General features: G+C 70.0%; 19 protein-coding genes. 3 read left to right on the forward strand and 16 right to left on the reverse strand.

Features of this window, described 5'->3' with window-relative positions:
* Positions 1–82: 82 nt before the first annotated feature.
* The 4 genes from menD to AC5RTY_RS01830 all read right to left on the reverse strand — a co-directional run bounded on the left by menD (position 83) and on the right by AC5RTY_RS01830 (position 7,689).
* On the reverse strand, positions 83–1,903 hold the full coding sequence (gene menD, locus AC5RTY_RS01815; protein ID WP_494138858.1) for a 2-succinyl-5-enolpyruvyl-6-hydroxy-3-cyclohexene-1-carboxylate synthase: 1,821 nt from the start codon (positions 1,901–1,903) through the stop codon (positions 83–85).
* 70 nt (positions 1,904–1,973) lie between these two features.
* Positions 1,974–4,046, reverse strand: a complete 2,073-nt coding sequence (locus AC5RTY_RS01820) for a PhoX family protein (RefSeq protein WP_494138859.1) — start codon at positions 4,044–4,046, stop codon at positions 1,974–1,976.
* Positions 4,047–4,281: 235 nt separating this feature from the next.
* Positions 4,282–6,324, reverse strand: coding sequence for an HNH endonuclease signature motif containing protein (locus AC5RTY_RS01825; protein ID WP_494138860.1), 2,043 nt, complete (start codon positions 6,322–6,324; stop codon positions 4,282–4,284).
* Between the two features lie 333 nt (positions 6,325–6,657).
* Entirely contained in the window at positions 6,658–7,689 is a 1,032-nt protein-coding gene (locus tag AC5RTY_RS01830; protein ID WP_494012807.1) for an o-succinylbenzoate synthase, read from the reverse strand.
* A gap of 66 nt (positions 7,690–7,755) precedes the next feature.
* Here AC5RTY_RS01830 and AC5RTY_RS01835 point away from each other — a divergent pair, with 66 nt between their 5' ends.
* Together AC5RTY_RS01835 and AC5RTY_RS01840 are read left to right on the forward strand one after the other, a co-directional pair.
* Entirely contained in the window at positions 7,756–8,667 is a 912-nt protein-coding gene (locus tag AC5RTY_RS01835) for a phosphatase PAP2 family protein (RefSeq protein ID WP_494000599.1), read from the forward strand.
* Between the two features lie 148 nt (positions 8,668–8,815).
* Positions 8,816–9,388, forward strand: coding sequence for a GNAT family N-acetyltransferase (locus tag AC5RTY_RS01840; RefSeq protein ID WP_494012808.1), 573 nt, complete (start codon positions 8,816–8,818; stop codon positions 9,386–9,388).
* 82 nt (positions 9,389–9,470) lie between these two features.
* On the opposite strand, the gene AC5RTY_RS01845 is transcribed toward AC5RTY_RS01840, so the two are convergent.
* From AC5RTY_RS01845 to pdhA, 5 genes are all read right to left on the reverse strand, one after another.
* Complete coding sequence (locus AC5RTY_RS01845) at positions 9,471–10,256, reverse strand: MBL fold metallo-hydrolase (RefSeq protein ID WP_494138861.1); 786 nt, start codon at positions 10,254–10,256, stop codon at positions 9,471–9,473.
* 223 nt (positions 10,257–10,479) lie between these two features.
* Positions 10,480–10,695 (reverse strand): hypothetical protein, encoded by a 216-nt coding sequence (locus AC5RTY_RS01850; RefSeq protein ID WP_494000602.1) that lies wholly within the window; start codon positions 10,693–10,695, stop codon positions 10,480–10,482.
* An 88-nt stretch (positions 10,696–10,783) separates the two neighbouring features.
* Positions 10,784–12,358: a dihydrolipoamide acetyltransferase family protein gene (locus AC5RTY_RS01855; RefSeq protein ID WP_494138862.1), complete on the reverse strand. Its 1,575-nt coding sequence runs from the start codon at positions 12,356–12,358 to the stop codon at positions 10,784–10,786.
* A gap of 2 nt (positions 12,359–12,360) precedes the next feature.
* The gene (locus AC5RTY_RS01860; protein WP_494138863.1) at positions 12,361–13,461 is read right to left on the reverse strand and encodes an alpha-ketoacid dehydrogenase subunit beta; all 1,101 of its coding nucleotides are present in this window, start codon (positions 13,459–13,461) and stop codon (positions 12,361–12,363) included.
* A 28-nt stretch (positions 13,462–13,489) separates the two neighbouring features.
* Complete coding sequence (gene pdhA / locus AC5RTY_RS01865) at positions 13,490–14,614, reverse strand: pyruvate dehydrogenase (acetyl-transferring) E1 component subunit alpha (RefSeq protein WP_494139161.1); 1,125 nt, start codon at positions 14,612–14,614, stop codon at positions 13,490–13,492.
* Between the two features lie 250 nt (positions 14,615–14,864).
* On the opposite strand from pdhA, the gene AC5RTY_RS01870 reads away from it, so the two are divergent.
* The gene (locus AC5RTY_RS01870; RefSeq protein ID WP_493978019.1) at positions 14,865–15,326 is read left to right on the forward strand and encodes an Lrp/AsnC family transcriptional regulator; all 462 of its coding nucleotides are present in this window, start codon (positions 14,865–14,867) and stop codon (positions 15,324–15,326) included.
* A 63-nt stretch (positions 15,327–15,389) separates the two neighbouring features.
* On the opposite strand, the gene AC5RTY_RS01875 is transcribed toward AC5RTY_RS01870, so the two are convergent.
* The 7 genes from AC5RTY_RS01875 to paaB all read right to left on the reverse strand — a co-directional run bounded on the left by AC5RTY_RS01875 (position 15,390) and on the right by paaB (position 20,837).
* The gene (locus AC5RTY_RS01875; protein ID WP_494138864.1) at positions 15,390–16,025 is read right to left on the reverse strand and encodes a dihydrofolate reductase family protein; all 636 of its coding nucleotides are present in this window, start codon (positions 16,023–16,025) and stop codon (positions 15,390–15,392) included.
* Positions 16,026–16,144: 119 nt separating this feature from the next.
* The gene (locus AC5RTY_RS01880; protein ID WP_494138865.1) at positions 16,145–17,050 is read right to left on the reverse strand and encodes a 2-hydroxyacid dehydrogenase; all 906 of its coding nucleotides are present in this window, start codon (positions 17,048–17,050) and stop codon (positions 16,145–16,147) included.
* 100 nt (positions 17,051–17,150) lie between these two features.
* The gene (locus AC5RTY_RS01885; RefSeq protein WP_494139162.1) at positions 17,151–17,918 is read right to left on the reverse strand and encodes an enoyl-CoA hydratase/isomerase family protein; all 768 of its coding nucleotides are present in this window, start codon (positions 17,916–17,918) and stop codon (positions 17,151–17,153) included.
* Positions 17,919–17,959: 41 nt separating this feature from the next.
* A complete protein-coding gene (paaE, locus tag AC5RTY_RS01890; protein ID WP_494138866.1) occupies positions 17,960–19,114 on the reverse strand; it encodes a 1,2-phenylacetyl-CoA epoxidase subunit PaaE in 1,155 nt (384 codons plus the stop codon).
* On the reverse strand, positions 19,115–19,651 hold the full coding sequence (gene paaD, locus AC5RTY_RS01895; protein WP_494138867.1) for a 1,2-phenylacetyl-CoA epoxidase subunit PaaD: 537 nt from the start codon (positions 19,649–19,651) through the stop codon (positions 19,115–19,117).
* 32 nt (positions 19,652–19,683) lie between these two features.
* Positions 19,684–20,511: a 1,2-phenylacetyl-CoA epoxidase subunit PaaC gene (paaC, locus tag AC5RTY_RS01900; protein WP_494138868.1), complete on the reverse strand. Its 828-nt coding sequence runs from the start codon at positions 20,509–20,511 to the stop codon at positions 19,684–19,686.
* Positions 20,508–20,837: a 1,2-phenylacetyl-CoA epoxidase subunit PaaB gene (gene paaB, locus AC5RTY_RS01905; RefSeq protein WP_494001295.1), complete on the reverse strand. Its 330-nt coding sequence runs from the start codon at positions 20,835–20,837 to the stop codon at positions 20,508–20,510. The genes paaC and paaB overlap by 4 nt, the downstream gene beginning before the upstream one ends.
* Position 20,838 lies beyond the last annotated feature (1 nt).

The raw sequence follows: 20,838 nt of genomic DNA on the forward strand, positions 1-20,838 counted from the left end.
CAATCTGGGCAGACTCGCCCAGCACACCGGGCAGGCTCAACGCAGCACACCGGGCAGGCTCAACGCAGCACACCGGGCAGGCTCACCCCAGCAGACGGGAGGTGGCGGTCGCGACGGCGGCCGCCACTTCCGCGTGCACGGCCCGCAGCCGGCTTCGGTCGGTGCGCACCTCCACCACGCTGCGCCCTGCCACCGGCTCGGAGAGGACGGCGTCCAGTTCGTCCGCGTCCTTGACCAGCCGGTGCCGGACCCCGTAGCCAGCCGCCAGCGAGGCAAGGTCCGCGCGGTGCGGGGTGCCGAAGAGGCGTTCGACGGCGGACGTGAACGCCGCGTGCTCCCCCACCTTTCCGTGTTCCAGGGTCGAGAAGATCCCGCCGCCGGAATCGTTGACCACCACGATCTGCAGGTCGGGTTCGGGCTCCCCGGGTCCGAGCAGCAGCGATCCGGCGTCGTGCAGGAAGGTCAGGTCGCCCATGAGTGCCCGGGTTCCGGTTCGTGCTCCCAGCGCGATGCCCGCCGCAGTCGCCACGGTGCCGTCGATGCCGGCCACCCCACGGTTGGCGTGCACGAAAGCGTCCGGAATGTCGGTGGGCGTCCCGGCCAGGTCCACGTCGCGGATCGGGTTGGACGAACCGAGCACCAGCCGGCCGCGGGTGTGGAGCCAGACCGAACGTGCGACCCGCAGGCCCGTCAGCTCCGGTTCGACGTCCAGGCGTTTGATCAGGGCCGCATCGGCCGCATCGGCGGCGTCCCGCCAGAGCCGCAACCACGCGCCGGGCCCCCGGCCGGCGAAGATCGACAGGTCCGCCGGCTCGGAGATCATCCGCTCCCGGCGGCGCCCGGGCTCGTACCAGGGGACCGGATCCGGCTGGAACAGCGCGGCCTGGACGTCCTCCCGTGCCAGCAGGGCGGACACCGGCCGCGAGAGCGTCGGGCGGCCGAAGACCACGGCCCGTTCGATCTGTGACCCGAGGTGGCCCAGCAGCAGGCGGTAGGGGCCAATGGCGTTCGGGCCGAACCTCGCGTTGGAGGACGGTTCGGCCAGCAGCGGCAGCCCGTGTGCACGCGCGAAGGCTTCGGCTCCGGCTCCCGCACCGTGTCCGGCCACGACTACGGTGCGGCGTTCCTCGGTCGCGTGGATCGGCGGTTCCGTCTGGCCCGCGTTCCAACTGGTGGCCCGCCCGGGTGCTATCGCCCCGGGTGCCGAGGCACCGCCGTCGTCCGTTGCCCGCACCGGCGCCGCGGCGTGGTCAGTAGCCGTGTCCGTATCCGGGAACAGCGGGTCGCGGAACGCGAGATTGATGTGCACGGGACCGACCGCACCCGGATGCGCCGCCGTTTCGGCCGCCGTGGTCGCTGCGTTAGCCGCCGACGGCGTGGCCGCCAGCGAGAGCAGGTCGGCCGTCGCGGCCGCCGGGGCCGGCGGGATGCCCTTCGCGTTCAGGAGGCTGGTGCGGATGGCGTCCGTCGGGTCGTCTCCGGCCGGGATGTCCACGGCCGAGCGCACGTGGATGCCGAACAGTCCGTGTTGCACCGTAGTCTGGTTGGCACCGGTGCCGCGCATTTCGGCCGGGCGGTCGGCGGAGAGCACCACGAGCTCAACGCCGGCGTGATTGGCTTCCATCACCGCTGGCAACAGCTCGCCCACCGCCGTTCCGGAGGTTGTGACCACCGGAACCGGGCGCAACGAGCCCAGCGAGAGCCCGAGCGCGGTAAACGCCGCGCCCCGCTCATCGATGCGGACGTGCAGCCGCAGGTCGCCGTGTGTTTCGGCCTCGGCGAGCGCGTACGCCAGCGGGGCGCTGCGCGAACCCGGCGCGATGACGACGTCGCGCACTCCGCCCCAGACCAAGGCCTTCACGGCCAGTCGGGCGGTATCCATCGAGCTCAGCTGCGCAGTCACCCCCTCATGGTAAGCAGACGGCCGCGCCCCGAGGGACGCGGCCGGCTGGCTTCCCGTCGGCGTGGCCGGGCTAGCGCTTGATGTGCCCGTTCTTGCCCTTGAACATCTGGATCACGGACGGCCGGGGCATCGCGGCGTCGCCCGGCTTGGCGCGGCGCCCGTCCCCGACGTAGTCCGGGAACAGGGAGCGCTGGGCTCCCCAGCTGCCGTCCTCGCCCGGGTGCTGGACGGCGACGAACACCAGCCCGTCGTCGTCGTGGATCAGCGGGCCGCAGGTCTCGGCATCGATCGGCACGGCCATGAACTGCTCCACCTTGCCGCGTTCCTGTCCTTCCAGCGTGACGCGGAAGAGAGCGTCGTTGCGCTGGATGGTGCCGGGCTGCCCGTCGGTGGAGACCCACAGGTTTCCGGCCGAGTCGAAGGCCAGGTTGTCCGGGCAGGAGATCGGCTGCACCTGGTCGGCCGGGTAGCCGCTGAAGTAGACCGAATCGTCCACCGCCGGATCGCCCGCCACCAGGATCAGCTGCCAGGTGAACTCGGTGGAGGTCTGGTCACCGGTCTCGGTCATTTCGATGATGTGGCCGTGGCGGTTGTTGGCCCGGGGGTTGGGCTCGTCCACCTGCGCGCGGGTCCGGGCGGTGTTGTTGGTGCAGGCCATGTAGATCTTGCCGGTCGCCGGGTTGATCTCCACGTCCTCCGGGCGGTCCATCTTGGTAGCACCCATGGCGTCGGCCGCGAGCCGGGTGTACACCAGCACCTGGTCGATCCGCATGCCCGGCACCAGCGATTCGCCGTCGCGGGTCAGCTGGATCCAGTGCCCGGTGCCGTCGAACGCGCCGTCGGAGGGCAGCACGCCGGAGCCGTCGATCTGGTTCTGCGGGGAATTGCCCTTGAAGCTGGCCACATAGAGGTCGCCCTCGGTCAGCAGGGTCATGTTGTGCTTCTTGTCGCCCTCGCGATAGGTGCCCTTGGAGACGAACTTGTACAGGTAGTCGAAGCGCTCGTCGTCGCCGGAGTAGGACACCGCGTGGCCGGAGGCGGCGATGGTCACGTTGGCGCCCTCGTGCTTGAACCGTCCCAGGGCGGTGTGCTTGCGCGGGGTGGAGGTGGGATCGAACGGGTCCACCTCGACGATCCAGCCGAACCGGTTGTCTTCGTTCCTGCCCTCGGGCCGATCGGTGTCGAAGCGCGGCTCCGGGATGTGCCAGCCGCGCGACGGGTCGGCGCTGGTCAGGCCGTAGCGGCGCTGCTCGGCGGTCGGGGCGGACACCTTGAAGTACTGGTTGAAGTTCTCTTCGCCCGAGAGCACCGTCCCCCACGGGGTGGTGCCGCCGGCGCAGTTGTTCTGCGTCCCCAGCACGATGCGGCCGGTGGGATCGGCCTGCGTCTTCAGCAGGTCGGAGCCGGCGGCCGGGCCGGTCAGTTCATATTCGGTGTCCATCAGGAAGCGGCGGTTCAGCCTGGCCCCGCGGACGTAGGTCCACGGCTGGCCCTTGCCCTTGCGCTCCAGTTCCACGACGGACAGCCCGTGCGCGGCCATGGCTACCTCGCGCTGGCGTTCGACGGGCATGTCCGGCGGGAACATGATGCCCTCATTGGTGTACTCGTGGTTGGCGAACAGGACCGCACGCTTGCCGTTGCTACCCGGGATCTCGATGATGTCCAGGTAGTCGTTGTTGTAGCCGAACTGGCCCGACTGGGACTCCTTGGTCTGGTTCTCCGGATCGAATTCGGCGCTGTCGTGGAACAGGGGGTCGCCCCAGCGGATGACCGGATTCCAGTTGTAGCCCTTGGGTACCACGACGTCGTCCACGTTGTTGGGCACGGCCTTGATGCCGTCGAACTTCAGCTTGCTTGGGTTGCCGGGTCCGCGCCCGGGCTTGGCGGCCGGGGCCAGCCCAACCTGTTCCTCGGCGGCAGCCCCGCCGCCGAACATCAGCGCCAGCGCGCCGGCGCCGCCCAGCCCCATCATCCGGCGGCGGGAGTATTCAGCGGAGACGATGTCCCGGAAGTAGTTATTGTCCGAGGTGTTGCAGACGCCCTTGGCGCAGGCGTTGTCGCACTTGAGCGCGCAGGTCACGGCGCTGCGTTTTCCGGACACATGGCCCAGCATTGGCAGGTAGCGCTTCTTGGTTTCGGTCACGTTTTCACCTTCTGCATTGAACTGTCGGATCGTCCTCCAGTGTGCTGATCGAAGTCGACCGGCAGGCCGAGCAGTGGTGAATTTTCGGCCAACGGCAGGCAAAACACCTTGCCGGGCTGGGCCGGGACCGCGAGGCTTCGCGTTCTTCCAGGGCGAGGCAACGAGTTTCTTCACGGCTGGCCTCGGCATCAGAGGTGTCACCCGCAGAATCGGCTAGGCGCATTGCAGCGCCTGGTCAGAATGGGGGTGGTGCGTTGGGGTCGGTGTTGTCGTCGGGCAGTTCGATGCCGCCGAGCGTACGTTTTTGTGGTGCTTGGTCGCTGATGTCGCGGGCGGCGGCGCCGTCGGCTGCTTGTGTGGCGCCATCGTCGGTGTCTCCGCCTGCGCCTTTGGCGCCGCGGGTGTTGTCTTCGTTTTCGCCGGTGGCTGCCGCTTCCGTTTCCTTCGGCCGGGGCAGGAGGGTGTCCCAGCCCTCGTCCGGGTGGGTGGTCTTGCGGTGGCCGGTGCGCGTGGTCCACGTGATCTGACCGTGTGGGCCGGCCTCGGCCCGGGCGTGCCCGCCGGTCTTCGCCGCGTGGTGGGCGCTGCACAGGCACTGCAGGTTTTCCGGCACAGTTGGCCCACCGTCGTCCCACCCGCGGACATGGTCGATCTCGCAGTACCTGGCCGCGCGGCGGCAGCCGGGGAAGCGGCAGTGCCGGTCCCGGACACGGACCAGGCGTTTGAGCCATTCGGGCGGAATCCGCAGCTTCCGTGCGGCCGCGATCGCCTGGCCGTGGTCGTCGGTGAGCACCGGCAGCCAAGACCTGGCCAGCTGCGCCAGTTCCCGTCCCATGTCTGCCGGGATCGGGCCGTGCCCGGCCAAGTCCCCGGGCTCCTCGCCCAGTCCCAACAGCGTGGCCAGGGGCACCGTGACCAGCATCCCCAGCCCCGCACCACCACCACAGTTACCGCCGCCGGGTGCGGTCCGAGTACCTCCGCCGACCGGTGCCGGCGGAGGGGCCGCAACAGCGCCGTTCCCCACGGAGTCTTCAGCGAACCTGCCGCTTCCGCTGCCGGCTGGTGCCAATGCCGCGGCCGGTTCTGTCGGTGCCGCGGCCGGCTCCGGTACTGCCGGTCCCGCGTCTTCCGCCGTCGTAGTCTCCGCCCCGCCGGCCGGGAAGGTGCGGCCGGCCAGCATGAGGTCACAGAACACGTCGGCGCGCAGTTGGGGCAGGGTCCTGGTCTCCCCCGGGCCTTGGAGGGAGCGGGCCGTGGCCTGGAGCCGGTCGAAGACCAGATGCGCCTTGTCCGCGCCGGTGCGGATCCACAACTCGGCTATCCCGTCGTCCTGGTCGGTCAGCTGCACGTCGCGGGACTCGTTGGCCCGCCGGTGCCGCTGCGCCAGGGATTCCGGGTGCAGCCGGTCCCGCATCCGCCGGGCACGGGACCGCACGGTATCCAGTGTGACGTCCCCGGCGCCGGGCAGCACCGCGGCCTCGAAATCCTGCAGGCATTCGGCCGGCAGGTCCGCGCAGCCGCGGGCCAGCGCCTTCGCCCGCGGCAAGTCCAGGTCGCCGCGGCCCATCGCCTCGAGAGTGTCCGGCAGGTGCGTGCAGATCTGCCGGGCGTCGGCCAGCATGGCCCGCGCCGCCGCGTCACCGGTGCACAGGTGCGCCGAGATCTCTTGTGGCGCGAAGCGGGAAAAGCCTTCCGGGTCCCGGTCCCCGCCCGTCCCGGGACGCAGCCGGGCGAAGCGGTCCAACGCCTTCACCCGGCAGGACTGCACCCAGGCCTCCACCCGCGCCGCAGCCAAAAGATAATCCATGGTCTGCACGTCATTCAGTTCCGCCGGCTCCACGACCGCCAACAAACCGGCCAGCACGGCAGGCACCCCCACCCCACCCTCGGGCATCACAGGCTTACCATCGGCGTCCTCCGGCACCACGGGCAGACCTATCCCCTCCTTGGTGGTCCCGGCCGTCGGCTGTCCGGTGGCAGATCCCTGGGATACTCCGGGATCCTCGGGCATGGCTGGCTGCCCGCCGCCGGCGGCTTCGGTCGGTGAGGGAGTCTCTGCAGTGTCGGCCGCCGCGGCGGCGGCAGGCGCGCCAGGTTCAGCGGCCGCGGGAAAGAAACCGGCGCGATCAGGGCCGATACCATACCGCCGGAGCAGTGCCTCTGCCACCACGTGCTGCAGCAGCGCTTCCAGCAGGGAACTGTCCGGACGCGAAGGCACGCCAAGGTCCATCACCAGTCCCTGTCCCGGAACCGGGAACCGAAGCTCGTCGCCCTCCATACCCACACGCTACCGGCCGCCTCGGACAGTTTGAGGGCTTCGTTCTCATGCCAGCGGTGCAGGGAATCGAGAAGGCCAGACGGGCTCACCGCACGATTGAGCCGCGAATTCAGCCTCAAGCGAGCGGCATAGCGTGCGTAACCGGGCCTCAGCCCCTGAGGTTGCTGTAGGGGCTGCTTCCCGCAGCCCCGAAGCACGTCAGGAGCACAGGCGCTTCACTGCTCCAGCGGGCCCGCAGGCGAGGTCGATGGCGCTGCCAATCCCCCTGCTCTTTCGGCACGTCCCCCGGCCGCCGGGACGGTCCCCCTAGGGAGCCGTTCCCCCGACCCTCCGTCACGGCTCCAGCAGTCGGTAGGTCCGCGCCAGCCGTTCCAGCCACCATTGCCACCGGTCCTCCGGCGCCGCAAGACGATCCAAAAGGTCCGCGTCGGGCACCACGTCGCGCACCGGGAGGCGGCCGGCCACCGGCACGAGCGGTTCCGCCGCCACGTCCGCGTCCATCAGGGACACCGTCGCCAACCCGCAGGCAAAGGGAAGTTCCGGCAGCGCCGCCGCCAACGCCACGCCGGCACGGATTCCCACGGAGGAGTCCAAGGCGGAACTCACGACGGCGGGGAGCCCGGCTTGTGCGACGATCTCCAGCGCCCGCCGCACGCCCCCGAGGGGCTGCACCTTGACCACGATCAGGTCGGCGGCGTCTTCGCGGGCAACCCGCAGGGGGTCGGCGGCCTTGCGCACGCTTTCGTCGGCCGCGATCGGGGTGGCGATCCCGCGCCGCCGCAGCTCGGTCCGCACGGCGCGCAGCCCGGCGATGTCGGCGACAGGCTGCTCGGCGTACTCCAGCGAATACCCGGCCAGCCGGGTCAACGCCTCCACCGCCGCGGGCACATCCCAGCCGCCGTTGGCATCTACCCGGAGCGCAGCGTGCGGGGCTGCGGCACGCACCGCGGCGACGCGGGCCACGTCCTGGTCGATGTCCTGACCGGTTTCGGCAACCTTGATCTTCACCGTCTGCGCACCGTCGTAGCGGGCCAACACGCCGGGTACCTCCGCCGGCGCCACCGCGGGCACCGTGGCGTTGACGGGGACGCTGTCCCGGACCGGGGTCGGGAAACCCCGCCAGCCCGCCTCCACCGCGGCCGCCAGCCACGCGGCGGCTTCGTCGTCGTCGTACTCAAGAAAGGGCGAGAACTCCGCCCAGCCAGCCGGGCCCTCCAACAGCAGCACCTCGCGCTGCATCACCCCGCGAAAGCGGACTTTCATCGGCAGCGACACCGCGCGTGCGGTGGCGAGCAGGTCGGCGAGGTCGGGGAGCTCCGGCCGGTCGGAAAGCCCGGGAACATCGGGAATCTGGTGCGGTGTCATCACCTCCAACTGTACGGCGGCCGCCCTTCCCGGAAGCTGTCAGCATTGTGTGCGACCCTAGAATCGATGACTCCGCAGCGTTCCCGTGTCCGCTCCCGGCCCGCGCCCAGCCGTCCGGCGGCGCACGCTCCTGCCCTGTTCTGGCTGGGAGCGCTGTTGTGCGCGGGAGCCTTTGTGCTGAACTACTACGCCTTCGTCCGCACCACTACCGGGCAGTTCGCCGACGAATCGGCTTGGGCGGAGGCGGACTCCGGCTGGCGGCTGGGCCGCGGCGTTTTCCTGGACTTCCTGGATTTGCTGCCGGATATCTCCGTCGCCGTGGCGGCCGTCGTGCTGCTGGTGGCGGCCTTGGTACGACGCCGGTGGGGGCCGGCGGTGGTCGGTGTCGGTGTGGTCGCGGCGTCGGCGGCGACGACGTGGATCCTGAAGAACCTTGTTCTGGACCGGCCCGACCGCGGCGTGCCCACGCTGGAACACAATTCGCTGCCGTCGGGGCACACCACCATCGCCACCGCTGCGGCCCTGGCCATTTTCCTGGTGGTCTCGCCCCGCTGGCGGCCGTTCGCTGCGGCCGCGGGTGGTTTGTATGCCGTGCTGGCCGGTGCCGCTACCTTGATCAACGGCTGGCACCGCCCGGCGGACGTGGTGGCGGCCTTTTTGGTGGCCGGCTTTTGGGTGCTGGCCGCCGGCCCGGTCGTGCTGCGGCGCGGCAGCGACTGGAACATCTGGTCCGGCTACGGCAGCTTCTGGGCGGCGTCCGCGTGGTGGCCGCGGCTGTGCTGGCTGCTGGCCGTTCTGGGCATCGGCGCCGCCGCGGGACTCTACCTGCTGGCGCAACAGGCCGGCGCGGCACCCGTCCCCGGCACCGGCAGGCTCCCGTTGTTTTTCTGGGCCGGCATGGGCCTGATCACCGGCACCGGGATGCTGCTCAGCGCCCTGCTGACCTGGCTGTTCGGCCTCCAGTCGCGCCGGCATTAGGCCACGCGTGGGAACGGCAGCGGCGGCCGGGCTCGGGGCCGGCCGGCGGGCGGGGCCCCGGAGCATTGGCAGCGGCCGCGCTCAAGCATTGCTCAGCGCCCGGGCCCGGAGCGTTGCCAGCACAGGATGGCGGTGGCAGTGTGATCCCATGGCCATCGAGGTGCGTCCGGCAACGGTCTTCGGCGATGTGAAAGCCATGCTGGGGCCAAAGCGCGCCGATGCCAACGTCTGCTGGTGCCTCAGCTACCGCCTTCCGTCGAAAGACAACGCCTCGCTGCGGGGCGAGGATCGAGCGGCCTTCGTCGAGCGCTTGTGCGGGCAGGACCCGCCGCCGGGGGTGCTCGCCTACGACGGCGACGAGGTGGTTGGCTGGGCCGCCGTGCATCCCCGGGCGGACACGGCCTTCGCGCGCAACCGAAAGATCCCGCACGTGGACGACGTCGATGTGTGGTCGGCGTGGTGCATCCGGGTGCGGCCGGGGCATCGCGGCAAGGGGATCTCGCACCATCTGCTCGCGGGCGCCGTCGACTTGGCGCGCCGGCACGATGCCCCCGCGATTGAGGGCTACCCGGTCGACAACGAGGGCAAGAAGGTCGACCTGACCATGGCCTACGTCGGCACTCGAAGGCTCTTCGAACAGGCCGGCTTCACGAAGGCGGCAGACACCGACTCGGTGATAAACGGGTTCCCGCGCGTGCTCATGCGGCTGGAACTGGGCTGACGCACGCCTTTCCGACGCCGCCCCCCGCATCCGCATCCGCTCCTTTCCGACGCCGCGCCCCCGCTCGCCGCCGCCACTCCCCTTACCGGTTGGCGGTGAGGCGCTGCAGCAGGGCGCGGGACTGCACGGGCCCGTAGGGCAGGATCGGGATGGCCTTGGTGGAGTCCGCGGGAGTGTCGCGGCTGGCCTGTTCCCCCATCCGGACGGCCAGGGTCATGGTCTCGCACATGTTCTTCACGAAAGCGTCGCTGACGGTCTGGCCGTGGCCGGGCACCAGCACGTCGTACTCGTGCCGCAGCCCGGAGATCCGGCGCAGCGCTTCCACCCAGTCTCGCGGGTAGGAATCTTCGAAGGCGGGCGGGGCACCCTGCTCCACCAGATCGCCGGCAAAAAGCGTGGTGGGCGAACCGACCAGCAGGTCACCGTCGGTGTGGCCGCGGCCCAGATGGAAGAGCTTGACGCTGACCTCGCCCAGGTCGACGGTGGTTTCCGTGTCCACCAGCTTGTTGGGCATCTTGATCCCGGTATGCTCCCCGTCGCCGGCCGCCATTTCGGGTTCCGTTTCCCCGACTGCCTCGCGCTGGAGAACGCCGTTCTCTGCGACGTCGTGCGCGCAATTGCGGTGGGCGTAAAAGTCCTGCACGCCCTGGGCCGCGAAGTAGGCGTTGCCAAAGACGTGGTCAAAGTGGAAATGCGTGTTCACGACGACGAGCGGCAGCTTGGTCAGCGCGCGTACGGCCGCGTAGATCCGCCGTGCCTGCCGCGGCCCGGCACCGGTATCCACCACCAAGGCCTTGTTCCTGCCGACGACCAGCCCGGAGTTCAACAGATACTCCCGGGTCTTGATCACGTAATTGCCGGGTGCCACCTGCACACATTCCGCGGGCTCCCCGGGCATGTCCCCCGGCCCTCCGGCCTTGTCCTCTGATCGGGCGGCATCGCTCATCCGGGTCGTCACCCTCCGTCGCGTCGAACACCGGCCGCGCAGACGGCGCAGCCTGATCCTGCCACGGTACCGTGCCGACCACTCCGGCACACCCAGCCACCAGACCGCGGCCGACTGGCTGCGGCCTCCTGGCGAGCGTCCCGCGCTAGAGTTCGTGAACGGAGCGAAGCACCTCGCGCACCTCGCCGAACGGCACGGAGTCGTCGACGTACGCCTGCACATGCTTGGAGCCCATGCCACGGACCATCACGCCGTGTTCCCCTTCGGCAGCCGACTCGAGGAACACCGGCCGCAGCGCCTCGGCATGGTGTGCAGACAGGCGGGAGAGGTACTTTTTGTACGCCTCTGGCAGAGTGACCATGCCCTAAGGGTAGCGCCGGCGGGACGGGCCAGCTAGGGATAAATTCGGGCTGCCGCCGGCCGGTCGGGCGCCGGCCGGCGGGGAGCTGCTACAGGTCGGCGAGGACGCTGCCGGGGTTTTCGATCGCGTCCGCCACGTAGCGCAGGAAACCGCCCGCGATGCCGCCGTCGCAGACGCGGTGGTCGAAGGCCAGCACCAGTTCGGTCACCTTCCGGACCGCCAGCTGTCCGTCCACCACCCACGGCTTGTCGATGATCCGGCCGACGCCGAGGATCGCCACCTCCGGGTAGTTGATGATGGCGGCGCTGCCGTCCACGCCGAACACGCCGTAGTTGTTCAGCGTGAAGGTGCCCCTGGTCAGCTCGGCCGGCGTGGCCTTGCCGTCGCGGGCGACGGCGGTGAGCCGCCTGATCTCGGTATCCAGCTGCCGGGCGCTGAGCTTGTCGGCGTTGCGTACGCTGGGCACCATCAGACCGCGGTCGGTCTGGGCGGCGAAGCCGAGGTTCACGCCGTCGAAGCCGACGATCTCCTCGCCTTCCACCCGGGTGTTCAACTCCGGATATTTGGCCAGGCCGGCCAGCACGAACCGCGCGATGAAGGCCAGCAGCCCCGGGGTGTTCTCCGGGTCGCGGCGCTTGAGGTCGGCGCGCATCTGCAGCAGGGCGGTGGCGTCCACGTCCACCCAGACGGTGGCCTCGGGGATTTCGCTGCGGCTGCGCGACATCGCCTGAGCCACGGTCTTCCGCACGCCCTTCATCGGGGTGCGGGTGGCGATGCCCAGGCCGGTACGGGCGTCGGTATCGGCGGCACCCGCCGTGCGACCCTCCGCCGGGGCTCCGGCGACACCGGTGGCGGGGGCCGCGGCTTCGGCCATTGCGCCGGCGGGGGCCGGGGCTCCGGCTAGCGCGGCCTCCACGTCCTTGCGCAGCACCATGCCGTCCGGGCCCGTGCCGGCGATGTCGGTCAAGCGGAGACCCGAGTCGCGGGCCAGCTTGCGGACCAGGGGCGAGATGACCAGCGGGGCCCGTCCGCTCGCGGCCGGCACGGGTTCCTCCTGCGTTGCCGCGGTCGTCGGAGCTACCGCCGGGGACGCCACCGCCGTCGGGGAGGCCACCACCGCCGGGGCGGCCACCGGGAGGGTCGCCACGGCAACGCGGCCGGTCTTCGGTTTCCGGGTGCGCTTGGACCCCGCCGACCCGCCGGGTGTGCCGTAGCCGATCAGCACGTTGCCCGACCCGGACTCCGCCGGCTCCTGGATGCCGGCGCGCTCCTCCCTCCGGTAGGCCTCGCCGTCGGGATGGCCGGCGCCTGGCCCCGCGCGGTCCGGGTCGGGAGCGTCTCCCGCCGCGACAGCGGCGGCGGCCTCCCCCGCCCGGGGTGCCTGCGGCGCGGCAGCCTGGGCGCCGTCGTCGTGCACGTAGCCCGGCGCGTCGACGGAGATGAGGGGCTTGCCCACGTCCAGAGTGTCGCCGGCCGCGCCGTGCAGCACAGCGACGGTCCCCGCGAACGGGCTGGGCACCTCCACCATGGACTTGGCGGTCTCCACTTCGGCGACCGGCTGGTCCACGCGGATCTCGTCGCCGACCTTGACCAGCCAGTTGACCAGCTCGGCCTCGGTCAGGCCCTCGCCGAGGTCGGGCAGTTTGAATACCTGTCGCGACATGGCTACGCGTCCTCCCACTGAAGTTCATCCACCGCGTCCAGGATGCGGTCCACGCTGGGCAGGTAGTGCCGCTCCAGCTTCGGCGCGGGATACGGAATATCGAAACCGGTCACGCGCAGCACCGGGGCGGCCAGCGAGTGGAAGCAGCGCTCCTGCACGCGCGCCACGATCTCTGAGGCGACGGACGCGAAACCGGGGGCTTCGGCGACGACCACGGCGCGGCCGGTTTTGCGCACCGAGGCCATCACGGTTTCATCGTCGAACGGCACGATCGACCGGATATCAATGACCTCCAGCGAGCGCCCCTCCTCGGCGGCGGCCGCGGCGGCCTGCATGACGGTGGGCACGGACGGACCGTAGGTAATCAGCGTGGCGTCGGTTCCCTCGCGGGCGACGACGGCGCGCCCGATGCCCGACCCGGCGGCGCGGCCGGTTCCGGACCCGGCGGTGCCGGACGCCGGGGCACCGGACCCCGCGGTGCCGGCCTGCCCCGCCCCGGATCCCTGCGCGGTCGCGGGGGCGGCCCACTGTGACTGCAGCGCTTCGAGGTCCAGCTGCTCCTTGGAGAAGTAGAGCTTCTTCGGCTCCAGGAACACCACGGGATCCGGGAAGCGGATCGCCTCGCGGAGCATGGTGTAGGCGTCCTCCACCGTGGCCGGCGCCACCACCGTCAGGCCCGGCGTGTGCGCGTAGTAGGACTCCGAGGAGTCGCAGTGATGCTCCACTCCCCCGATCCCGCCGGCATAGGGAATCCGGATCACCATCGGCAGCTTGACCCTGCCGCGGGTCCGGTTGGGCATCTTGGCCACGTGCGAGACCACCTGCTCGAACGCCGGGTAGGCGAACGCGTCGAACTGCATCTCCACCACCGGGCGGAGGCCGTTCATCGCCATGCCGATCGCCATGCCCATGATGCCGGATTCGGCCAGCGGGGTGTCGAAGCAGCGTTCCTCGCCGAACCGCTTGGTGAGGCCGTCGGTGATGCGGAAGACGCCGCCCAGCGGGCCTACGTCTTCACCGAAGACGACGACGGAGCGGTCGGCTTCCATCTCATCGGCCAGGGCCGTGTTCAGCGCCTTGGCGAACGTCATTGTTGTGCTCATGCTGTGTCCTTTTAGTCGGCGGCGGCGCTCAGGCCGACTCGCGCGAGAGCTCGTCGCGGAGCATGGCGGCCTGCTCGCGCAGCTGGCTGGTCTTTTCGGTGTAGACGAAGCGGAACAGGTCCTCCGGGTCCACGTCGGTCTCGGCGTTGAGTCCGTCGCGCATCTGCGCGGCCACGGTTTCCGCCCGCTCGGCGATTCCCTCTTCGAGGGCCTCGTCCAGGAGGTGCAGTTCCTTGAGGTATGTCCGCAGGCGCACCAGCGGGTCCTTCGGTGCCCACTCGGCCACTTCGTCGTCGGTGCGGTAGCGGGTGGCGTCGTCGGCGTTGGTGTGCGACTGCATCCGGTACGTGTGTGCCTCGACCAGGGCGGGGCCGCCGCCGTCGCGGGCGCGGGTCACGGCCTTGCCGAGCACGGACAGCAACGCGGCGGTGTCGTTGCCGTCCACCCGCTCGCCCGGCATGCCGTAGCCGATGGCCTTGTGCGCCAGCGATGGCGCCACCGTTTGCTTGTTCAGCGGGACGGAGATGGCGTACTGGTTGTTCTGCACGAAGAACACGACCGGGAGGTGGAACACGGCGGCGAAGTTCAGCGCCTCGTGGAAGTCGCCCTCGCTGGTGGCCCCGTCACCGCAGAGCGCGACGACGACGGTGTCCTCGCCCTTGAGTTTGGCGGCGTGGGCGACGCCGACGGCGTGCAGCAGCTGGGTGGCCAGCGGCGTGGCCTGGATCGACACCTTGTGCTCGTAGGGATCGTAGCCGCCGTGCCAGTCGCCCTGCAGCAGGGTCAGGGTCTGCACCGGGTCGACGCCCTTGGCGATCACGGCGACGGTGTCGCGGTACGTGGGGAACAGCCAGTCGTCCCGGCCCAGGCACAGGGCCGCCGCCACCTGGCAGGCCTCCTGCCCGTGCGATGACGGGTAGACCGCCAGCCTGCCCTGGCGGACCAGGGCGTTGGCCTGGTCGTTGACGCGGCGGCCGACCACCAGTTCGCGGTAGGCGCCCAGCAGGGCCTCGCCGTCGGGCAGCGGGTACTTGTCGTTGTGCACGTGCCGGCCGTCCGGGTCCACCAGCTGCACGGGCTGCCCGGAGGGCAGCATGTAGGCCTCGGCGGTGACCTGATCATCCATGCCGGGGCGGCCGGACGGGTCGGACATCGAACCCTCGATCGGGTTACCGGTTGAGATGGTCATGGTGTCTCCCTCGAATCCTTGGTCGGCGGGCGCCGTTGCCTGCCGCCCCGCACGGCGCGGGCGGCTCTGGTGAAGAAACTGTGTAGCTTTAGTATGGATTCGGCTACTTTTCGTATCCACTTATGTAGGAAAACGTGGATTATTTGCCAGTCTGGCCGTAGTCTTGGAGACGAATTGTTAATGTGAGCTGGATAACCCCGCGAGGTGTAGACACATGGCCAACGGTGCCGCCGCAAAGGTCCCGCAGCTGGACGAGATCGACCGCCGGATCCTGGCGGAGCTGACCCGGGACGGCCGGCTGTCCGTGACCGCGGTCGCCGAAAACGTGCACATCTCCCGCGCCCACGCCTACTCGCGCATCGCCCGGCTGACCGAGGCGGGCGTGCTGACCAAGTTCACGGCGTTGGTGGACCCGATTAAGGCGGGACTGAAGGCATCCGCCTACGTGACCCTGAAGCTGCGCCAGCACTCCTGGCGCGAGCTGCGCGAAGCCCTGCGCGCCATTCCCGAGGTGCACCACATTGCCCTGGTCGGCGGGAACTTCGATGTCATCCTGCTGGTCCGTGCCGTGGACAACGTGGACCTGCGCCGAGTCATCTTTGACCAGATCCAGTCCATGCCCGGGATCCTCGACACCCAGACCTTCCTGGTATTCGAGGACCTCGACACCCGCTGAACCGGCCGGCGGGCCACCGGGACATGCCGCCGGCCCGCGGGTCCCGACGCCCTGCCGGCGCGCTCAGCCGCCGTTCCCGTCCGGGGGCGCAGCGACTTCGTTCATGTTGCCCGTCTCGACCCCGCCCGCACGCTCATATACCAGCGCCACCGCGCCCTTCTCGAAGGAGCGGGCGGGGCCGGCCAGGCGGAAGGATGCCGGGATGGTGCCGGAGCCGAAGAGGCGCTTCCCGCTGCCCACCGTGAGCGGATACAGAAAGAGGTTGAGGCGGCCGACCACGTCCTCGGTGAACAACGACTGCAACAGGTCGCCGCTGCCGAACACGTGCACCTCGTCGTGCCGCTCGCGAAGGTGGGCGGCCGCCATCGCATCGTGCAACGCGGTGGTGCCCGCCCAGGCGGGCTCGGTGAGCGTGGTCGACACGACGTACTTCGGCACCGCGTTGAACTTCACCGCGATCGGAGAGTCCTCGCCGGCATTGGGCCAGTAGGACGCGAAGATGTCGTAGGTCTTCCGCCCGAGCAGCAGCGCGTCGATCCGGTCGATGACCGCCCCGATCGCCTCGCCGGATGCTTCGTCGAAGAACGGCGCCTGCCAGCCGCCGTAGTCGAAGCCGCCCTCCGGGTCCTCGTCGGCGGCGCCCGGCGACTGGTACACGCCGTCGAGGGTGAGGAACATGTTGGCCACGATGATGCCCATGGGTTTCCCTCCCGGCGCGTAACACCGCTGCCGACGCGCCGCCTTCATCCTGCCCGCGGGCCGGGCCGGTTGTCCAGACCCGGACGCCTCGGCCGGCCACGGGCGGGGCTTTCGGGGACTCAGGGCCGAAAGCGGCCCGGCTGCACCAGGTTCTGCGGCGCCCGGCCGGCTGCGACCGCCGCCAGCTGATTCTTCAAGAGTCGGACGATCCGCGGTTCGAACGCCGTGGTGTCGCCGCCCAGATGCGGGGTGATGAGCGCGTTGCCGGCCCGCCACAGCGGGTGGTCCGGCGGCAGCGGTTCGGGATCGGTGACGTCCAACGCGCACCTCAGCCGGCCGGAGACGACTTCCGCGGTCAGGGCCGCCGTGTCGACCACCGCCCCGCGCGCCACGTTGACCACCAGCGCACCGTCCGGGAGGGCCGCCAGTACCGCCGCATCGATCAGCCCGTGGGTGGCTTCCGTCAGGGGTGTGATGAGGATCAGCACCTCGTGGGACGCCGCCAACTCGGTCAACTCGTCCGTGCCGTGGACGTGGCCGTCGCCGTCGTCCCGGGCGCGGGTCCCGACCCGGGTCAGCTGCACGTCGAAGGGCTCCAGGTGCCGCGCGATTTCCCGGCCGATGCCGCCCACGCCGACGAGCAGCACCTTACGGTCCGCCAGCGACGGCCGTCGCACGTGGCGCCACCGGCCCTCGGGCTGGTCCCGCGCGGCGACGTCGATCCCCCGCAAGGAGGCAAGCACGAGCCCGACGGCGAGTTCGGCGGTGGCGGCGGCGTGCACTCCCGCCGCGCTGGCGATGGCGACGTCCGGTCCGACGACGGCGGCTATCCCGTCAACCCCGGTGGTTTGGGCCTGCACGAGCCTCAGGTTCGCCAGCTTCGGCAGGCGGGCGACGGCCCGGGACATGTCCAGGTACGGCAGCACCACGGCCTCGATCTGTTCGGGCCGCGCGTCCTCGGGGTCGCCGTCGAAATCCCAATAGACGGTGCGGATCCCCTCGGGCAGGGGTTCCAGGGCGGCCATCAGGTCCCGGCTTCGCCTGGAAGCCTACCCTTCGTCCGCGCGGGCACAGCCTCATCGCGCGGCGCCGGACTAGCCGCGCGGCACCGGCCTCGGCCCGCCGTCAGCCCTTGAAGACCGGCTTGCGCTTCTCCTGGAAGGCCTTGAAGCCTTCGGCGTAGTCGTCGCTCTTGCACAGCCGGCCCTGCGCGGCGTTTTCCTCTTCGGTGGCGAGCCACAGGCCCAGCCGCTGGTCGCGGATGTTCGCCACCAGATCCTTGGACGCGCGGAACGCGCCGGTGGCGCCCTGGGCCACCTTGCCCACGATGCCGCGGGTGGTCTCCAGCAGCTCGTCCGCCGGCATGGCCCGGCTGAACAGCCCGGCCCTCACCGCTTCCTCGCCGCTCATCAGCTCGGCGGTGTAGATCAGGTCCAGCGTGCGGTGCGCACCGAGCCGCTCGGTGAACAGCCAGTGCCCGCCCGAATCCAGGGTGGCCCCCAGGTTGGCGAACGGCGAGCCGATCTTGGCGCTGTCGGCCACGTACACCACATCGGTGGCGATCAGCAGGCCGAGCCCGACGCCGAGCGCCGCCCCCTGCGCGGCGGCGAAGGTCGGCGCGGGGAACTCCGCCATCTTCCGCAGCACCGGGGTGACGACGCCGGACAGGTAACCGTAGGCATCGTCAGTGGCCGGGTCCACCGCGGAGATGTCGCGGCCGGCGCAGAAGCCGCGGCCCTCGCCGCGGAGCAGCAGCGCCCGGACGCCGGCGGCGGCGGCGTCGTCGTACGCCTTGCCCAGATCATGGACCGTCTGTTCGTCCAGGGCATTCATCTTGCCCGGTGCGTTGAGCACCACTTCGGCGATGTTGTCCTGGATGGACAGCTCAATCATGCTCATGGGACTCCTTCGGGGTCGGTGCTGTTTAAGATCGGTCAGGCGTCGTAGTCGACGGTGATTTCGTCGCCGGTGGGGTGGGTCTGGCAGGTCAGCACGTAGCCGCGCTCGATCTCGTCCGGTTCCAGCGCGTAGTTCTCCTCCATGGTGAACGTGCCGGAGACCACCTTGGCGCGGCAGGTGCCGCAGACGCCGCCGGCGCAGGCGAACGGAACGTCCGGGCGGACGCGCAGCGCGGCGTTGAGCACCGACTCGCGCGCGTGCTTGGGCGAAGCGACCGTGCCGGAGAGCCCGTCCAGCCGGAAGTTGATCTCGTAGTTGTCCGCGCTGGGGTCGAGCTGCACCGGCCGGCCGATGTTGCCCTGCGGTTTGGTCGGCTCGCCGGTGCTGAACAGCTCGAAGCGGATCTTCTCGGCCGGCACGCCGCGTTCGGCCAGGGTGTCGCGGCACAGCTGCACCAGTTCGTAGGGGCCGCAAAGGAACCATTCGTCCACGTCGTCCGTGCGGAGCACGTTGTCGAACAGGCTTGTCAGCTTCCCGGCGTCGATCCTGCCGGAGAGCAGCGGCGAAATGCGCTGTTCGCGGGAGAGCACGTGGTGCAGCGCGAAGCGGGTGGGGTATTTGTCCTTCAGATCGGCCAGTTCCTCCACGAACATGACGTCCATGGCGGCCTTGTTCGCGTAGACCAGGTCGAACCGGACGCTGTCGCTGGCGGCCAGCACGGTCCGCGCGATCGAGATCACCGGCGTGATGCCGGACCCGGCGGCGAACGCCACGAAGGTGGCCCCGGCGTCGGCGTTGATCTGTTCGGGGTGGTTGATCTCCGTCATCTGGTGCTTGGAGATGAACGCACCGGTGGGGCTCATGACGTCCAGGACGTCCCCGGCCTTGAGGTGGTCGTTGGCCCAGTTCGAGAACAATCCGCCGATGTCGCGTTTGATCGCCACCCGGATTTCGCCCGGCTTCGGCTCGGCGCAGATGGAGTAGCTGCGCCGGATTTCCTGACCTTCGAGCGTGGTGCGCAGCGCCACGTACTGGCCGGGCACGTAATCGTACTGGCCGTGCAGTTCCTCCGGCACCTCGAACGTGACCTCGACGGCTTCGTCCGTGAGCTTGCGGACCTCGGCGACGGTCAGCGGGTGGAAGGTGGCGCGGCGCTTGACGGCCGTGGCCTCCGGGGTGGAAGTAGTCATCTAGAGCACCTTGAAGTAGTCGAAGGGTTCATGGCAGTCGTTGCACTGGTACAGCGCCTTGCACGACGTGGAGCCGTAGCGGGACAGCTCGCGGGTGTTGAGGGAATCGCAGCGCGGGCACTTGACGCTCAGGCCCAGCCTGACCGGTCCGGTGCGGACCGGCGCCATGCCCGACGGCGGGGCGATGCCGTACTCGTTCAGCTTGGCCTTGCCCTGGGCGGTCATCCAGTCCGTGGTCCAGGCCGGGGCCAGCACCTGCTTCACCCGGACGTCGGCGTAGCCCTCGGACGCCAGCGCGGCGACGATGTCGTCGCGGATGGCGTCCATGGCCGGGCAGCCGGAGTAGGTCGGGGTGATGGTCACCTCGACGGCCGGCCGCCCGCCGTCGTCCGTTTCATCCAGCACCGACACGGACCGCAGGATGCCCAGGTCCTCGATGCTCAGCACGGGGATCTCCGGGTCACAGACGGTGGCCGCGACGTCCCAGACGCGCGCCGCTTCGGTTCCTGCCGGCCGTTGGGCCGTATTGGTGGACATGAATAGCTCCGTTACTCCGATGGCCGGCCTGGTTACCAGGTGGCGCCGGGGTGTTCGCGGGCCAGCACCTGCATCTCAGCCAGCAGGTAGCCCAGGTGTTCACTGTGTTTGACGCGGGTCTTGTCGGTCATGGCGGGCTGGACGTCCGGGACCTCCAGGGTCGCCTCCGCGAAGACGTCCGCGATGAAGGCGTCGAAGCCTTCGCGCAGTTCCGAGGGGCGCACCGCGATGCCGGGCAGCCGGTCGATCAGCTCATCGTCCAGGAACAACTGCTCCACGTACGGCCAGATGGAGAGGAAGCCGGCGGCGATGCGCCGGTGCGACTCTTCCGTGCCGTCGCCCAGCCGCAGCGTCCACTGCGCCGCGTGGTCGCGGTGGTAGTCCACTTCCTTCAGCGCCTTGGCCGCGATGGCCGCCAGGGTCTCGTCCTGTGAATCGACCAGACGCGAGTACAGCTCGTGCTGGTACGTGGCGATGACCAACTGGCGGGCAATCGTCCTGCCGAAGTCGCCGTTGGGCTGTTCGACGAGGTAGCTGGAGCGGAATTCGTTCTCCCCGCGCCAGTAAGCCAGGTCGTCTTCGGACTTGCCCCAGGCGGAGCCGGCGTAGGTCAGGAACGACCGGGCGTGGCCGATCTGGTCCAGCGCGATGTTGGCGAGCGCGACGTCCTCTTCCAGCTCCGGCGCGCGGGAGATCCACCAGCCCAGCCGCTGGGCCAGGATCAGGGCGTCGTCGCCGAGGCGCAACGCGTACTCGCCGACGTCGTGGCTGGCCTTCGTGCCTTCGGTCACCTGCGCGGCGATGTCCTCCGGGCGCAGGGCGTCGCCCGGCGTGATCCGGGTGGCGCTTTCGCCGCTCACAGGTGCTTCACCCCTTCGCTCTTCGTGTAGTACGTGGCATGGCGGTAATCCTTGCCCTTGGGCGATTCGAAGAACTCGCCCTTCGCGTCAGGATCACTGGCCACGATGGCCGACGCCGGCACCACCCAGAGGGAGACGCCTTCGTTGCGCCTGGTGTAAAGATCCCGCGCGTTGCGCACGGCCATCTCGGCGTCCGGGGCGTGCAGCGAACCGGCGTGCACGTGGGAGAGCCCGCGCGAGGAGCGGACGAATACTTCCCACAGGGGCCAGGGCTGCTTGTCGGACGACGCGGCTTCCGCCGTCGCCGTCTCCACGGGTCGGGCCATT

The sequence above is a fragment of the Arthrobacter sp. Y3224055 genome, from assembly GCF_059090825.1.

Bases quoted from the DNA above. Each gene is read 5' to 3' on its own strand.
- AC5RTY_RS01825 (WP_494138860.1), bottom strand. From the start codon at position 6,324: ATGGAGGGCGACGAGCTTCGGTTCCCGGTTCCGGGACAGGGACTGGTG.
- AC5RTY_RS01830 (WP_494012807.1), bottom strand. From the start codon at position 7,689: ATGACACCGCACCAGATTCCCGATGTTCCCGGGCTTTCCGACCGGCCG.
- AC5RTY_RS01835 (WP_494000599.1), top strand. From the start codon at position 7,756: ATGACTCCGCAGCGTTCCCGTGTCCGCTCCCGGCCCGCGCCCAGCCGT.
- AC5RTY_RS01840 (WP_494012808.1), top strand. From the start codon at position 8,816: ATGGCCATCGAGGTGCGTCCGGCAACGGTCTTCGGCGATGTGAAAGCC.
- AC5RTY_RS01850 (WP_494000602.1), bottom strand. From the start codon at position 10,695: ATGGTCACTCTGCCAGAGGCGTACAAAAAGTACCTCTCCCGCCTGTCT.
- AC5RTY_RS01855 (WP_494138862.1), bottom strand. From the start codon at position 12,358: ATGTCGCGACAGGTATTCAAACTGCCCGACCTCGGCGAGGGCCTGACC.
- AC5RTY_RS01860 (WP_494138863.1), bottom strand. From the start codon at position 13,461: ATGAGCACAACAATGACGTTCGCCAAGGCGCTGAACACGGCCCTGGCC.
- pdhA (WP_494139161.1), bottom strand. From the start codon at position 14,614: ATGTCCGACCCGTCCGGCCGCCCCGGCATGGATGATCAGGTCACCGCC.
- AC5RTY_RS01870 (WP_493978019.1), top strand. From the start codon at position 14,865: ATGGCCAACGGTGCCGCCGCAAAGGTCCCGCAGCTGGACGAGATCGAC.
- AC5RTY_RS01875 (WP_494138864.1), bottom strand. From the start codon at position 16,025: ATGGGCATCATCGTGGCCAACATGTTCCTCACCCTCGACGGCGTGTAC.
- AC5RTY_RS01880 (WP_494138865.1), bottom strand. From the start codon at position 17,050: ATGGCCGCCCTGGAACCCCTGCCCGAGGGGATCCGCACCGTCTATTGG.
- AC5RTY_RS01885 (WP_494139162.1), bottom strand. From the start codon at position 17,918: ATGATTGAGCTGTCCATCCAGGACAACATCGCCGAAGTGGTGCTCAAC.
- paaE (WP_494138866.1), bottom strand. From the start codon at position 19,114: ATGACTACTTCCACCCCGGAGGCCACGGCCGTCAAGCGCCGCGCCACC.
- paaD (WP_494138867.1), bottom strand. From the start codon at position 19,651: ATGTCCACCAATACGGCCCAACGGCCGGCAGGAACCGAAGCGGCGCGC.
- paaB (WP_494001295.1), bottom strand. From the start codon at position 20,837: ATGGCCCGACCCGTGGAGACGGCGACGGCGGAAGCCGCGTCGTCCGAC.